The 16,120-nt window shown below is 49.6% G+C and carries 9 protein-coding genes; 1 reads left to right on the forward strand and 8 read right to left on the reverse strand.

Annotated features, from left to right (window positions below):
• The first annotated feature begins 46 nt into the window (after positions 1-46).
• A complete protein-coding gene (gene sprA / locus JHJ32_RS12850) occupies positions 47-7,078 on the forward strand; it encodes a cell surface protein SprA (RefSeq protein WP_233632642.1) in 7,032 nt (2,343 codons plus the stop codon).
• A gap of 18 nt (positions 7,079-7,096) precedes the next feature.
• On the opposite strand, the gene JHJ32_RS12855 is transcribed toward sprA, so the two are convergent.
• The 8 genes from JHJ32_RS12855 to JHJ32_RS12890 form a co-directional block, all read right to left on the reverse strand.
• Complete coding sequence (locus JHJ32_RS12855) at positions 7,097-8,608, reverse strand: carbon-nitrogen hydrolase family protein (RefSeq protein ID WP_079717570.1); 1,512 nt, start codon at positions 8,606-8,608, stop codon at positions 7,097-7,099.
• Positions 8,609-8,631: 23 nt separating this feature from the next.
• Complete coding sequence (locus tag JHJ32_RS12860) at positions 8,632-8,856, reverse strand: DUF6814 family protein (protein WP_079717569.1); 225 nt, start codon at positions 8,854-8,856, stop codon at positions 8,632-8,634.
• 25 nt (positions 8,857-8,881) lie between these two features.
• The gene (locus JHJ32_RS12865) at positions 8,882-10,384 is read right to left on the reverse strand and encodes an MFS transporter (protein ID WP_200121213.1); all 1,503 of its coding nucleotides are present in this window, start codon (positions 10,382-10,384) and stop codon (positions 8,882-8,884) included.
• A gap of 168 nt (positions 10,385-10,552) precedes the next feature.
• Entirely contained in the window at positions 10,553-11,311 is a 759-nt protein-coding gene (locus JHJ32_RS12870) for a glucosamine-6-phosphate deaminase (protein ID WP_200121214.1), read from the reverse strand.
• 27 nt (positions 11,312-11,338) lie between these two features.
• Positions 11,339-12,532: an N-acetylglucosamine-6-phosphate deacetylase gene (gene nagA, locus JHJ32_RS12875; RefSeq protein ID WP_200121215.1), complete on the reverse strand. Its 1,194-nt coding sequence runs from the start codon at positions 12,530-12,532 to the stop codon at positions 11,339-11,341.
• A complete protein-coding gene (locus JHJ32_RS12880) occupies positions 12,533-13,873 on the reverse strand; it encodes a sugar MFS transporter (RefSeq protein ID WP_200121216.1) in 1,341 nt (446 codons plus the stop codon).
• Positions 13,874-13,884: 11 nt separating this feature from the next.
• Positions 13,885-14,526 (reverse strand): carbohydrate-binding family 9-like protein, encoded by a 642-nt coding sequence (locus JHJ32_RS12885; RefSeq protein ID WP_200121217.1) that lies wholly within the window; start codon positions 14,524-14,526, stop codon positions 13,885-13,887.
• An 18-nt stretch (positions 14,527-14,544) separates the two neighbouring features.
• On the reverse strand, positions 14,545-16,107 hold the full coding sequence (locus JHJ32_RS12890) for a DUF4838 domain-containing protein (protein ID WP_200121218.1): 1,563 nt from the start codon (positions 16,105-16,107) through the stop codon (positions 14,545-14,547).
• Positions 16,108-16,120 lie beyond the last annotated feature (13 nt).

The following is a 16,120-nucleotide window of genomic DNA, read 5'->3' on the forward strand; positions in this document are numbered from 1 at the left end:
TTGGCTGCCGAAAAAACATCATCTTAGCTATTTAAAGGAACCTTACTTGAAAAGAACGATACGGCCTCGCTTGTCTTTGACACTCTTGCTGTTTTTGTGTATCGGGGTATCTGCCGCCGCGCAGACGCCTATTGCCCCATCTAAGCAGGATAGTGCCAAACTCCGGTATCCGTTCAGAGACCTTCCATTCCTCAATCTGTATCAAAGAAAGGCTGGGATTGACCTTGGCCTGCCGTCCAATATCGACCGGGAGATAGTATTCGATCCGGTAACCCGCCAATACATTATCCGTGAGAAGCTCGGCAGCCGGCTTTACCGACCTCCCCAATACCTTACCATAGATGAATACCAACAGTATGAGAGCCAACTACTGAAACGCAATTACTGGCGTGAGCTCTCCGACAAACAACTGACCGACTATCGGCAAGACCGGCTTATCCCTACCATCTATGTAGAAAGTGAGGCCTTTGAAAAGATTTTCGGCGGAAATACCATTGACATTATTCCACGTGGCAGTGCCGACATCAGCATCATGGCGCAGCATAATAAAAATGCAAATCCAATGTTCAACGAGCGGCAACGCCGGCAATGGGGATTTGATTTTGACCAACGTATCCAAATGAACTTGACGGGTCAAATTGGCGACCGCCTGAAACTGACCACAAATTACAATACGGAAGCGCAATTTGATTTCGAAAATCAGATTCGTCTGGACTACACGGGAAAGGACGATGACATCATCAAACGGATTGAATTGGGGAATGTAAGCATGCCACTCAACACGACCCTCATCAGTGGCACACAGGCCTTATTCGGTCTTAAAACGCAACTGCAGTTCGGGCGGTTGAATGTGACGGGTATTTTCTCCCAACAACGGTCGCAACAACGGGAAATAACCATTAAAAACGGTGCACAGGAAAGTGAGTTCGCCCTAAAAGCAGATGAGTATGAGGATAACCAACACTATTTCTTAGCACATTATTTCAGAGACAACTTTAACCGGGCTATGGCGCTAGCCCCCATTCTTACCACAGATGTAAACATCACACAAATCGAAGTCTGGATAAGCAACCGCAGCAATTCGGTGGATGATTCACGGGATGTACTGGCGCTGATGGATTTGGGCGAGTATCAGCCTTATAACACCATGCTCATAAGCCCGGGGAATACCCGCTATCCATCCACCGGTATCCCGGGCGAACCTGTGCAATTTTATTCCAACACATTGCTACAGGCACTACCTGACGACGCACGCTATACGCAATCAAACGGGGCGCAGCAGTTTTTCCAGGGCAGCGGCGCAAACGACAACTATGCCAAGATGACTTATGCGCGTAAGCTACGCGAAGGCACGGAATATACGGTAAACCGGCGACTGGGTTTCATCTCCCTTAACATGCCGCTAAACAACGACCAAATACTGGCAGTCGCATACCGCTATACAGCAGGCGGCCGTGAATACCAAGTAGGGGAATTTTCAACGGATGTACCGGTAACTCCGTCACAACCGCGGATGCTTGTGGCAAAGCTGTTGAAAAACGAAATCCTCAAAACCAACCTGCCCATATGGGATCTGATGATGAAAAACATTTATTCTATCGGAGCCTATGGCGTAGGCCAAACAAATTTTAGATTCAATATTTTCCGCATCGAAGACGAAAGCGGCGTGGAGCGCCCCGCCATGTATGAAGGGCAAAACACCCAGAATAAGCTATGGATACAGCTCACCGGACTGGATAGGCTTAATCCACAGAACGCGCAACAACCCGATGGCTTTTTTGACTTTCTCCCGGGCATTACCATCGATCCCGAGCGGGGCCGCGTCATGTTTCCCTTGGTAGAACCGTTTGGTAGCGACCTGGCGAACCAATTTGTGCCTGGTGCCGAACAGGCGCTGATAGACAAGTATACTTTTCAGGCACTATACGACTCTACCAAAGTGCTTGCCCAACAGTATTTCCCCAACCAAAACCGATACCTCATCAAGGGCTCATATGAGTCAGAGGTCGGCACGGAATTCCAACTCGGCGCAATCAATGTGCCGCGCGGATCTGTGCAGGTATTTGCTGGTCCGGCACCGCTTCAGGAAGGGGTAGACTTCATGGTCGACTATGACATCGGCCGTGTTCGTATCCTCAACCAAGCCTTGTTGCAATCCGGCCAGCCCATCCGCATCAAGATGGAAAACAATCAGCTGTTTGGACTACAGCAACGTACCATGGTTGGTGGCCGGCTAGATTATTTGGTGAACGACAAGTTGCAATTGGGCGGGACCATCATGAACCTGACCGAACGGCCCCTTACCCAAAAGGTCAACATCGGCGAGGAACCTATCTCCAATACGATGTGGGGATTCGACGTCACGTACAATTCACCTTCACGCTGGCTCACCAGAATGGTCGATAAAATCCCATTTTTGGATACGAAAGAACCTTCATCGGTCTCGTTCTACGGCGAATTTGCCCAGTTGCTACCCGGACATCCACGGGCGTTGAATTTTGCAGGTACACAGCGCGGTATCACCTATATCGATGACTTTGAAAACAGCCGCTCGTTTATTGACCTTAAAGGGGCGTATAACTGGCAACTTTCCGGTACCCCACAGCTTTTTCCCGAATCGCAATTGATGGATGATTTGCAATACGGCTTTAACCGCGCACGACTGGCCTTTTATAATATTGATCCGATCTTTTACCGTAATATCAACCTCACACCCAGCAACATTAATAGCGCGGAGCTGTCACAGCATCGTGTACGCGAAGTACTCGAACAGGAAGTATTCCCTTACCGTGAGTCAACTACCGGTCTGCCACTGTTTCTTTCTACACTGGATCTGGCCTTCTATCCCACCATACGGGGTCCCTATAACTATACGACCACGGGCGTCAACCCAGACGGTACGCTGACCAACCCACGGGGTCGCTGGGGCGGAATGTTCCGTAAGATTGATGCCCCTGACTTCGAGGCCCAGAATATTGAGTTCATTGAACTATGGATGATGGATCCCTTTCTCACCAACCCCGGGTCAAGGGGCGGAGAATTATATTTCAATCTCGGTAACATCTCAGAGGATATCTTGAAAGACGGCCGGAAGGCAATGGAAAATGGCATGTCGCCATCCGGGGACCTTTCACAGATTGACGAAACGAATTGGGGAAGAGTACCCCGTAATCAGCCCGTCATCCAGGCCTTCGACAATGACCCCGCCGCCCGCGCCCGCCAGGACATCGGACTGGATGGCCTCAATGACGTCGACGAACGCAGTTTTCATGGCGACTTCCTATCCCGGATGCAGGGGTTACTCAATCCCGGTGCTTTGCAGGAGCTTGCCAATGACCCGTCGGGCGACAACTTCCAGTACTTCCGGGGACCCGAGCTTGACAATCAAAACGCCGGCATCCTGAAACGGTACGAGCGCTTCAATGGCCCCGAAGGAAACTCCCGGACCCCTGAGCAGTCTGTTGGCGTCGAAACGTCTGCCTCTACCCTGCTCCCTGACGGCGAAGATATCAACCGCGACAATAACATGAACGAGGCGGAAGAGTACTATCAGTACCGGATATCGCTTCGGCCGCAGGACATGCAGGTCGGGCAAAACTATATTGCGGATATGCATACCGCCGATGTCAAATTGCCAAACGGACGTACTGAGCAGGTAAGATGGTACCAATTCCGTATCCCGATTGCCCAATACCAGGAACGCGTAGGCAACATCCGTGATTTCAAATCCATCCGGTTTATCCGCATGTTTATGACCGATTTTGCTGATACCGCAGTGGTACGGCTCGCACAGATGCAACTGGTACGGGGCGAGTGGCGCCGGTACAATGCAGAGAACAATAACGCCAAGGTCATCGCGGACCCGAGCATGGGCAACGTATCCCTGGATAATTCTACGGTTGAGGTTGCCGCCTTCAACATCGAACAAAACGGTAACCGACAACCCATTCCCTATGTAGTACCTCCGGGAATCCAACGTCAGCTCGACTGGGGTAACCTCAACAACAACGTGCAGCTCAATGAACAATCGCTCTCCCTGGACGTGAAGAATCTGCGCGACGGCTACGGCCGTGCCGCTTACCGCACCGCAACTAATGATTTCCGAGCCTACGGTCGCCTGGAGATGTTTATCCACGCCGAAGGACAATACCTGCATGACGGCGATTTCCGCGCCTTCATACGGGTAGGTACGGATGATCAGTATAACTACTACCAATACGACATCCCGCTGAAAATTACACCGCCTGGCACCAATGATCCTGAACTCATATGGCCCCAGGAAAATCGGATGAATATCCGCATCGGCATCTTCCAAGAGGCCAAGCAAGCCCGAAACCGGGCGACACGTAATGGCCAACCTTGGCCTATCGACGTTCCTTTTACCTTCTTTGACGGTGAAAATCGTGTGACGATCGTCGGGCAACCCGATATCAGTAAAGTACGCTTCTACATGCTTGGCGTAATGAACCCATTGCGCGGCACCGAGGTCAGTACACCCAATGATGATGGGCTCGATAAATCGGGAATCTTCTGGTTTAACGAACTGCGACTTACTGATTTTGACAATAAAGGAGGCTGGGCGGCTACGGCCAGGATGAATGCGCAATTGGCCGATTTTGCCAATGTAACGGTGTCCGGAAGTAAGAGCACGATCGGTTTCGGCTCCATTGAACAACGTGTCGGCGAACGCAGCCGTAGTGACGATATGTACTTCGATCTGGTTACGAATGCCGAACTGGGTAAGTTTTTCCCCGCTGATTATGGTTTGCGCATACCGCTCTTTTTCAGCTATACCCGCCAAGTGGGCACACCAGAATATAACCCGCTCATGCCGGATATCGAACTCAACAGTGCTTTGGCCAATCTTTCGCGAAACCAACGCGATTCGCTGCTTCGGGTAACCCAGGATTTTACCATCCGCAGAAGCTTTAACCTCACCAACGTACGTAAAGTACGTACGAACATCGATAAGCCCATACGCCCATGGGACATCGAAAACTTCAGCGCCACGTATGCGTATTCGCAACACTACCACCGCGATTACCTCACGGAAGTAGCGCTTCAAAAGAATTATCGTGCTGTCGTGGATTACACATTCAATAGCAGTGATGACCTGACGTTTGAACCGTTTAGAAAGTTCATCAAAAACAGGCACTTAGGTATCCTCAGCGATTTCAATTTTAACCTCATGCCTTCGTTACTCAATTTCCGTATCGACGTCAATCGCATATACAACGAAAATACTTTACGGGCAAACAACTCGGCAGACAATTTCCTGCCCGCCATGGGGACATTGTACAATAAAAATTTCACGATGAACCGCATCTATGGTATCAGTTGGAATCTTTCCAAATCATTGAAGCTCGACTTCAATGCCACCAACTATGCGATTGTCGATGAGCCGGATGGACGCATAAATGGATTAAAACGTGATACACTCTGGGAAAATTTCTGGCGGTTAGGCCGTACAACGGATTATAGCCACATGATGAACATCACCTATACGTTGCCTATCCATAAACTACCGGGACTGGACTGGGTGAATGTGGACGCACGCTATGGGACACAATTCAACTGGCAGACGGAGCCACTTTTATCAATACGTAGCCAGGATATCAGCATGGGTAATAGCATCCAAAATTCGCGTAATATCCAAGTAAATCCCACACTCAATATGGCTGGTTTGTACAACAAATTTGGCTTTATACGAAACAACACGGGACTAGACGCCAGCGGTACCGCCGCATTTTTCACTGGCCTGCTTACCAGCATCAAAAACGTCAACGCTGCTTATACACGGGTACAAAATACCTTTTTGCCGGGCTATTTACCGCAGACCAACATCTTGGGCTATGACTTTGATCATAATGCTCCTGGCTGGGGGTTCCTGTTCGGAAGCCAACGTGATATCCGTCAGCGCGCAGCAGCAAACGGCTGGATTACGACAGATACATTGCAGACACAGCTTTATATGACATCGCTAACGGAGGATATCTCCGTACGGGCCATACTCGAACCGCTTCGCGATTTGAATATCGAGCTGACGGCGGTAAAACTCAATAACCGGAACTACACGACATCGTTTCAATATTCGACGCAGGACGATGCGTTCCAAAGCCTGACCCCGGTCACGACCGGCAACTATAGCATCTCATACCTGACCATTGGTACCGCCTTCAAAAACCATGATGCACTTTTCCGTGAGTTTGAGCGCAACCGTCAGACCGTATCCCAACGGCTCGGCCAGTTGAACCCCAACTCTTCGGGGCAAAATGCCGGTTTTTCGGACGGCTATGGCCGTACGGCACAAGACGTCGTAGTAAACGCTTTCCTTGCGGCCTACCGGGGTAAGGATGCCAGGCGTGTCAGACTGGGTAATTTTCCGGAAATACCGATTCCAAACTGGAACGTCACGTACAATGGATTAGGCAAACTGCCGCTATTCAGCGAGGTGCTTACCTCACTCACCCTCCGGCATGGTTATAACACCCGGTATTCCATTAACGGTTATAATTCGCTCATACGGTACAACGAGGCTAATGGCTTCCCTTCCGAGCGGGATGTTAATAACAATTTCCTGCCGGAATTTCAGTTCCAACAGGTTTCCATCTTCGAACAGTTTGTGCCGTTGCTGGGTTTTGACGCACGATTCAAAAATAACCTGACGGCCAATGCGGAATACCGTAGAGCTCGCACATTGAATCTCAGCCTACAAAACAGCCAACTGGCGATGCTGAGCGACCAATCATTTATATTGGGCGCAGGTTACCGGGCTACCGGTTTTCAAATGCCGTTCGGATGGTTTAGCAACTTCAAAATGAATAACGACCTGAATTTCCGCTTAGATGTGGCTATTAACGACCTAAAAACCTTAATTTACCGGTCAGATATCAACGAATCAGAAGTGTCTGCCGGCAACAGAAGTATTTCCTACCGGCCTTCGGTGGATTATGTAATCAACCAGCGGTTCAATATCCGGATTTTCTTTGACAGTAACGCCGTTCGGCCCTATACTTCACAGACCTTCGCCACGTCATATACCAATTTCGGTTTTAACTTAAGGTTGATGCTCCAGTAGGCGGTAGCACCCGGAAGATTATTTTATTAATGAAACCCGGTATAAATCACGGCGGCGATCCGTGAGGTTCTGGACAGTGCCGTACCGATTCAGTTCTTTAAGTAAATTCAAATCCACATCCACTACCAATACCATTTCGGCGTTCGGTGTCGCCTCGGCTTTCACCGCATTGGTGGGGAAAGCGAAATCCGAAGGGGTAAAAACAGCCGATTGGGCATATTGGATATCCATGTTATTCACTTTGGGGAGGTTGCCTACCGATCCGGCGATGGCCACATAACACTCGTTCTCAATGGCCCGCGCTTGCGCACAATTGCGCACCCGGGTATAACCGTTCTGGGTATCGGTAAGAAACGGTACAAACATGATCTGCAACCCCTGGTCAGCCAAAATGCGGCCCAGCTCCGGAAATTCCACATCATAGCAAATCAATATGCCTACCTTTCCGCAGTCGGTATCGAACACACGCACTTGATCTCCCCCATACATGCCATAGTACCTGGTTTCATTGGGCGTGATGTGTACCTTCCGGTATTCGTCTGTCCGGCCATTCCGCTGGCACAGGTAGGAGACATTGTACAACCTGTTTTCCTCGCCCAGAAACGGCATCGAGCCCGCAATGATGTTTACATTGTACGAAACGGCCAGCCGCTGGATTTGCTGTTTGGTATCTTCCGTAAGCTTAGCCAGTTCGCGCATCGCCTCCGTAGTTGGCAAGTGGTTGTAAGGCTCCATTAAGGGTGTATTGAAAAACTCAGGGAACAAGGCAAAATCTGCGCCATAGCCGCTTACCACATCAACGAAAAACTCGACCTGCTCGTAAAACGCCTCGACATTCTGGAACGTCCGCATCTGCCACTGCACCAACCCCAGACGGATGGTCTGCTTCGTCTGGGATGCCGCTCTGGTCTGCGGCTCGTAATAAATATTATTCCATTCCAGCAAGGTAGCATATTCCAGCGATTCGGTATCACCGGGCAGGTAGTTTTTTAAAATCTTCTTGACGTGGAAATCATTGGCCAATTGGAACGTCAATGCCGGATCATAAATTTCCTTCAGCTTCACTTTCTCGATGTATTGCCTTGGTGTTAGTTCACCGGCGTGTTCGTGGTATTTGGGCAACCGGCCGCCCACCAGGATGCCCTTGAGGTTCCAATGTTCGCAAAGTTCCTTGCGGGCATCATAAAGCCGCCGGCCGAGCCGCAAGTCCCTGAACTCCGGATGGACGAATATTTCAATACCATAAAGCAGATCGCCCTCGGGATCGTGCGTGGAAAAGGTGCCCCCGGCAATAATCTCGCGGTAAGGATCAGTAATATCGGTTTTCTGGCTATCGATAATGATCGCCAAAGCGCATGCTACAACACGGCCATCTACGGCGACACAAAGCTGGCCCTCAGGAAATAACGTAATGAGATCCTTGATGTGATTGCGTGTCCACAGCCCACCTACACCACCATACGCCTGTGTCATGGAGTCGATGAGGCCGCGATAATCCTTGAGCGATAATTTCCTGATTTGGATGTTCATCTGTCAATCTCCTTATTTGCCGGTCAGTCGCCGTCACGATATTCGCCGGTGAGTGCATACCAACCAAATATACATAATCCTCCCGTAATGATGGGCATCAGGATAAAGGTATAGATAACGGCCGGCACCAAATCTTCGCCCTTGCCACTGGTAAATTGAGGAATAGCTTGGCTAACGATTAGGTAATAGCCTGCTGCCAGCCCCAATACAATCCAAACAATGCCCAATATTCGCTTTATCGTATTCATGTTAAATTTGCGCTATTACTACGTATTACTGCACATCCTGGTTTTTGTTTTTGATATACAATAACCCGATGATGAAGCTGACACTCGCAATGATAATGGGATACCAAAGCCCCTCTAAGTATGGCTTGTCATAGGGTAAAGCACCGGATGCCTGCTGCACCATATTTGCGGCTTGCGCCTTGGTAACCAAGTAGGTGGCAACCGCAGGCAAAAGCCCCCCGAAAATTCCATTCCCGATATGGTAGGGCAATGACATGGAGGTATAACGAATATGCACCGGAAACATCTCCACCAAAAAAGCTGCAATGGGTCCGTAAACCATGGTGACGTACAAGACCTGAATAAATACCAGCAGCGCGAGGAAGAAAAAAGCGCGTTGCCCTACCTTTACGGTTTGGGTGACGGCGTCTCCCTGACTGACTACCGTGGCGGTACTGCCGTCGTCATACACCTTAACCAACGTCTGACCAACCGTGCGCCGCTGCTCCATCAGCTCCTGTTTTGCTTCTACATCCGTTAACTGGTACATCCGGTCATAAATCGGCCGGTAAGTCAGCACAGCTAACAGCATACCGGCCAGCATGATGGGTTTCCGGCCGATTTTATCGGATAGCCACCCAAAAAAGACGAAAAAACCGGTTCCTGCCAGTAAAGCACACCCGATGATAAAATTAGTTTGGTCGAAATCGACCTTACATACGCTTTGGAGGAAAGATAACGCATAAAACTGGCCCGTATACCAGATGACCCCCTGCCCCATCGTAGCACCGAAAAGTGCCAGCAGCACAAACTTGAAGTTGTATTTCTTGCCGAAAGATTCCCGAAGTGGGTTGGTGGATGTTTTTCCTTCATTTTTTGCCTTTTTGAACAGTGGCGACTCATCCATATTCCGACGAATAAAGTAAGATACCACGACCATGACCGAGGAAATCAAGAAAGGTACGCGCCACCCCCAATCGTCAAATGCCTCAGCCGACATACTGCTTTTTGTCAACATAATCACCGCGAGCGAAATAAACAGGCCGAAGGTAGCGGTAGTCTGAATCCACGAAGTACGGAATCCCCGCTTATGCGGCTCGGAATGTTCGGCGACATACGTGGCCGCACCGCCATATTCGCCTCCCAGGGCCAAGCCTTGCAACAAGCGCAGCACCAATACGATAATCGGCGCCGCAAAACCGATGGTCTCATAACCGGGCACCAAGCCGATTGCGCATGTGGCCAGGCCCATGAGCAGCAAGGTAACCATGAACGTGTACTTACGGCCGATGATATCGCCCAGGCGACCGAAAAACAACGCTCCGAACGGACGCACCACGAACCCTGCCGCAAAGGTGGCCAATGTAGAAAGGAAGGCTGCGGTAGGATTGTCCGGAGGGAAAAACTTGGTGGAAATGACAATGGCAAGGCTGCCAAAGATGTAAAAGTCGTACCATTCAATCAATGTACCTAAAGAAGATGCACCAATCACTTTCCATAGTGTTTTCTTATTGGTTGTTACGGCAGGCGACGCTGAAGCATTGACCATAATCTTGGTTTAAAACGAATATTGGCTTACAGAATGTATATCCGATCAAAGGAGCATATTATATAATGGGAGCTAATGTAAAAATTTTCTGAAACAAAAGTGCGCATCCAAAGCGGTATAACGCACTTTTTTCAATTATACACCTGTGCGGGCTGGCACCCCGTGCCCTCAGGCAACAAGTGCGGCACTATCCCCATCAAGGAACAGTATGGCATTTGGATGTCTTCTCAACGCTGTCGAAGGATAAGCGGATGCGACTTCTGCGGTAAGGGTATGATAAACGGCTTGGGCTTTGGTAGGTCCGGGCACGATACAAAAGATATTGGCGGCCGCCATTAACGCCGGCACTGTTAAGGTCAAGGCATGAGTGGGTACATCTTCGATATCCGAAAAACAGCCGTCGTGAACTTGTTGGTTACGGCAAGCCAGGTCCAAATCAACCACCTTGACACGCATTGGGTCTTCAAAATCGGCCACATGTGGGTCGTTGAAAGCGATGTGGCAGTTTTCTCCAATGCCCATACAGACGATATCAATGGGATACTGAGTCAGCAAATCGGCGTACCGTTGGCATTCGGCCAGCGGATCAATGGTATCTCCATTCAGGTAATTGACCGCTCGGAAAGGCAATTTAGCAAACAACCGTTGTTTCAAGAAAAAGCCAAACCGCTGTGGGGCATTTGCAGGGAGACCGAGATACTCATCCATATGAAACGCGTTCACACGATTCCAGTTAATACCGCTGCTGTCTACCAAGTTTTCCAGAAATTCATTTTGGGAGGGCGCCGCTGCGAAGACAATGTTCACAGTATCCTGATTCGCTTGTAACCGCTTGACGGTTTCCGCAACGGCGTTGGCTGCAACCTTGCCCATCTCCTGTCGGTCGTTGCTGCGAACAACCGACAATTCGTCGATTCTATTATTCATCGTTCAACAGAAATAATTCCTACCATACTACGTCTCGTGCTTATAGACGATATCGCCGTTGACCAAGGTCAATCGGATTTCGATATCGTCATTAAACAAGACCACATCAGCGTCTTTTCCGTTGGCCAATACGCCTACGTGGTGATCGACGCCGAGTATCCGGGCCGGTGTGGCTGTGATCATCCGCACCGCTTCAACCAATGGAATACCCGCGCCGGCAACCATGGTCCGTACTAAGCGGTCTGCGGTCGCGATACTACCGGCAAACGCGGTACGATCCGGCAATTTGGCCACGCCGTCTTCCACGAGCACGGCCATACCGTCCGCGATATTACCCAGCACGCTGGGGCCCTCCGGCATTGCGGCGGCACGCATTGCATCCGTAATCAAAGCCGTGCGATCCGCTCCTTTTATCTTATAAACCAACTGAAGCAATTCCGGGGGCAGGTGTTTTCCGTCTGCGATGATCTCCACATCCATATCGTCCAAGAGGTAGGCACTTTCAATCACCCCGCCATAACGATAGGCGTTTCGCCGGGTAACACCAGACATGGCGGAATACAAGTGAGTCACCAGCGTATAGCCATTATCAAAGGCTTTCAAGACATCCGCATACAAAGCATCGGTATGCGCGATGGACGGTAGGATATTCCGCTCTCGTAGCATGCGGCCAAATGCTATTGCCCCCGCGCGTTCGGGTGCGATGCTCCAGCGCTTAATGGACGACGAACTCGCCAAGATTTCCATGTACTCAGCTGGGTCGGGGTCGCGGATATAGCGTGGATCCTGCGCACCACGCTGTTTCATGGCAAAATATGGCCCTTCGATATGCACACCCAAAAATCGCGAGCCCTGGATAGCGCGGGCTGCGGCTTGCTCATACAAAGCCAGCGATTGGATGATTTGTTCTTTCGTACTGGTCAGGATGGTGGGCAGGAGCGCCGTAGTGCCATAGCGTACATGTGTTTTGGCCGCCGTCAGAAAGGCATCTATGGAGCCATCCATGAAATCGGCACCACCACCGCCATGTACATGCATGTCGATGAATCCCGGTGCGACATAACTCCCCTTCGCATCAATTATCTCCGAGTTTGGCGCGTCGATATTGCCATCGGACACCTCCACAATCTTTCCCTCGCTCAACAGCAGCTGCCCATCCACTATCACACGGTTCGGGGTAATAATCCGGCCATTTATAATTTTTTTATATGCTTTGCCCATCTAAAAGGTTTTTCTACGCTCTAATTTACTCCAACTCCTTAGTTTATGCCCCCATATGGCATAATAGATCAAGTACAGATAACATGGCAGCAACACCCCGTACGCTTCACGTAAACCGGCACTATCCGCAAAATACCCATATACCATCGGCAAGACAGCATTGCCGCACAGGCCCATGATTAGCAGCGATGCGCCCACCTTGGTGAACCTACCCAAACCATCTAGTGCCAACGGCCATATCCCGGCCCACGTCAGCGAGTTGGGAATGCCGAGCAGCACCACAAACCAAATGGATATATCTGTATGATAACCGAATAAGGTGACATCTCCCTTGACGAACACGACCAACAATGACAACACGGCACCGAGGCCCGTCACCAGTCGTAACATATTCGTCTGGCTAATCCAACGCGGAATGACTAAGACACCCAAAAAATACCCTACGATAGCCATGCCGAGTGTATAAGACGGAAAGGCCTTCGCTTCCATGAGCGATATCCCCATCGACCCCGCGTAGTTGATGATGGTATCGATAGAAATCACCTGAGCGCCCACGTGGATGAAAATGGCCAAAGCGCCCAGCACCAAGTGCGGAAATTGTAGCACGCTGTTTTTGCTGCTGTTTGCCACGGCCACCTCCCCACGCTCTTCCTCGGCATCAATTTCCGGCAGCGGGGAGTAGCGAACACCTATGCCGATAACCAGCAGCAAGGTACCCACTACTGAATAGGGTACGACTACCCGGCGGATCAGCTCGTCAAGCGCTGCTCCACGCGCTTCTTCATGCATGAATGCCAGACTATCAAACAACGCTTGATCGGTAGGCCGAAGAACTGCCGCCGCAAAAAATAGGGGTGCTAAGATGCCTGCAACCTTATTGCAGATTCCCATGATACTGATGCGCTGGGCCGCACGTTCCTTGGGACCAAGGATGGTCACATAGGGATTGGCAGCCGTCTGTAAAATAGCAAGTCCAATACCAATGGTGAACAAGCCCAGAAGGAATAGACCATATGTCCGCATCATCGCCGCCGGTACGAAAATAAATGCCCCCAAGCTCAGCGCAAAAAAACCAACCATCATCCCCCGTTTGAACCCCAACTTTTTAAGCAGGTACGACGAGGGTACCGCCATAACGAAATAGGCAATGTAAAATGCGAAGGCCACTAAGTACGATTGGAAATGCGTAAGCTCGCAAGCGATCTTAAAATACGGGATAAGGATTGCATTGATCCAAGAAAGAAAGCCGAAGATGAAAAACATTCCGGCGATGATCGTAATCGACACAACCGTTTCTTGGCGTGATAAGGTACTGACGTTTACTGACTCCTCTTTTTTCATAACACGACCATTCAAGCCCCAAATTCAATTTGTCCAAAATCTTCAATCCGGTGAAAATTGGGTGTTTCAAACCAAATCGGATTCCATGACAGGTAATGTACTGTCGGTAATCCGTCACCGCATTTATAAAAATTCCCTATCGCTTTTACTCGCTTAAATGATGATATATTGTGATAACAGAACAATGCTGCAGGAATGGCCAACACAATCTGCCACGCAAACCGCTTCTTGTTGCCAACACTCGCCACATCCATCGTTGTCGCCGAGGCGATTAAATTGACAGTGTGCTCAGGTAGTAACTTCCTTGCGGGCCCCATCACGCCATAAGCGGCTTTGCACCAACCCAAGCAATTGAATTCCAAGTTGTAATACAGGATACCGTCAAACGAAACGAAGAATTCGACACAACTGTCTTGATGAACAGCTCCATTTGTAGTGGCTCTTGCCGTCACGTGCGCTTCCACAATGTCATACTTCAAAAAAATCGCATTGCCATTGTGAGCTATTGTGACATTTGCTTCCACGTCGTGGACAAAGTGCGGCCAAGGATTTACATCAATGGGCGTTTTTTGCACGGTCTCCAGCAACGGCATGACCTCCCGTGGTGATGGCACGCCGGCTACCGGAATAAACGGAACAATCAATCTTTTCATGCCGATACACACTTGTTATTATTCGGCATCTTTTAACTTGGCCAATCGGTGATAAAGCACGTGAACCTGCTCAACCCGCCACCGATTTTGTTCGGCGATCTCAGCTGGATAAAGAAAACCCGACATCAACCCTTCGAACCGCTGGTTAAGTACATCGGCATCAGCTAATATAGCATGAATTGCCGTAAGCAATTCCGGGGTTTGCGCCGGATCGAAATCCGCTGCATTGTATTTTGCTTCAATAGCTTTATAAGCCAGGTAATGCATGCGCAGATCGACCATCAGCTTGAAGTGTTCAAACTCTCGCTGGTTTCGCTTGGGGCTACAGGTATTTACCCCTTGCTGTACCTTTGTATAATTTTGAATAAGCATTTCAATGGTGCTGCCATCGGCAGGTTTGCCATCCGTGATCAGCACGGGCGGTGCCGCGAAAAATGACCAAAGCGCGTCGGCCTCCGTTGCCGTCAGTCCAAAACGGTCTTTGCCATACGTGTATACAAATGCCTGCGCGTCCAGCGGTTCAGAAGATGCCAATGCTTGAGCATAACTGGCAATCAAGATCCGAAATCCGGCCAAAGGATAGGTATTCCGTACCTGTATCATGTCGATCACATCATATCCTACATCCCATATGAAACCATAGACGCCGGTTGTAGACCACGAGGTCATGACCATTCCGCGATAACCCGCCTCTCGCGAATACGGAATAAAATCACGTTGATTATTGAAGTGAGTCATCCAATCGGTGACGTACCAGTTATCCGGATGGCAGCGGATGGATGGAGCTCCCCAAAACGTGAACCCTTGTTGTTGAAGTGCTGCAACGTCGCCAAAATGGTTAGTTTTCCACCCATAATTCCAATCGACAAATATGACTTCATCAGGTAACTCTGCCACCGCTTCGGGGTACTTCAATATGATATCTGCCCACATGATAGGTGTCTTTCCCAAATCAACCACCAATTGTGCTATCATTTTCATGTGATCGACAAAAAGTTTGGATTTGCCTGCTTCAGCAACCTTTCGGGCGCATTTTTCACAATGCCCCAACAGGTAGGTTTCGTCCCCTCCGATATGGATATAATCTGAATGATGGGTGTCAGCCAGATCGGCGAACAATTCTTTGAAAAGCGCTTTGCTGGCATCTGTCTCCATGGGACAGAGCTGAGAGATATCTTTACGGTCTTCTTTCAGCAGGCTATACCGTGGATGACGCAGAATATATTCAACATGCCCAAGCGTTTGTTGGAGCGGGATAACACTGATTCCCAATGAATCGCAGTAAGCGATAAAGTCGTTTACCTCCTCGCGGCTATACGCATACTGGTTGGCGATTATCGCGTGCTTTTTAAAGGGATAGGTTCCCTCCCATTCCATTACCAAGGTGTTGATGCCGAAATCAGCAAGTTCTTTTGCAAAAGATTTGAGCGCTTGGGGCGTCATGACCTGAATGCGCAAATCGAGGTGAAAGCCCTTAATCTCGAAATCATCCGAAACTTCTTTCGGAGTGGCCTGACTGGACGACGCACCGGTGAGTACCAGAAATACCAACAAAAATTTAATCAGGTGAAAATTAAACATAATACCTTTTCTT

The organism is Parapedobacter sp. ISTM3, assembly GCF_016533505.1.
GTDB lineage: Bacteria > Bacteroidota > Bacteroidia > Sphingobacteriales > Sphingobacteriaceae > Parapedobacter > Parapedobacter luteus.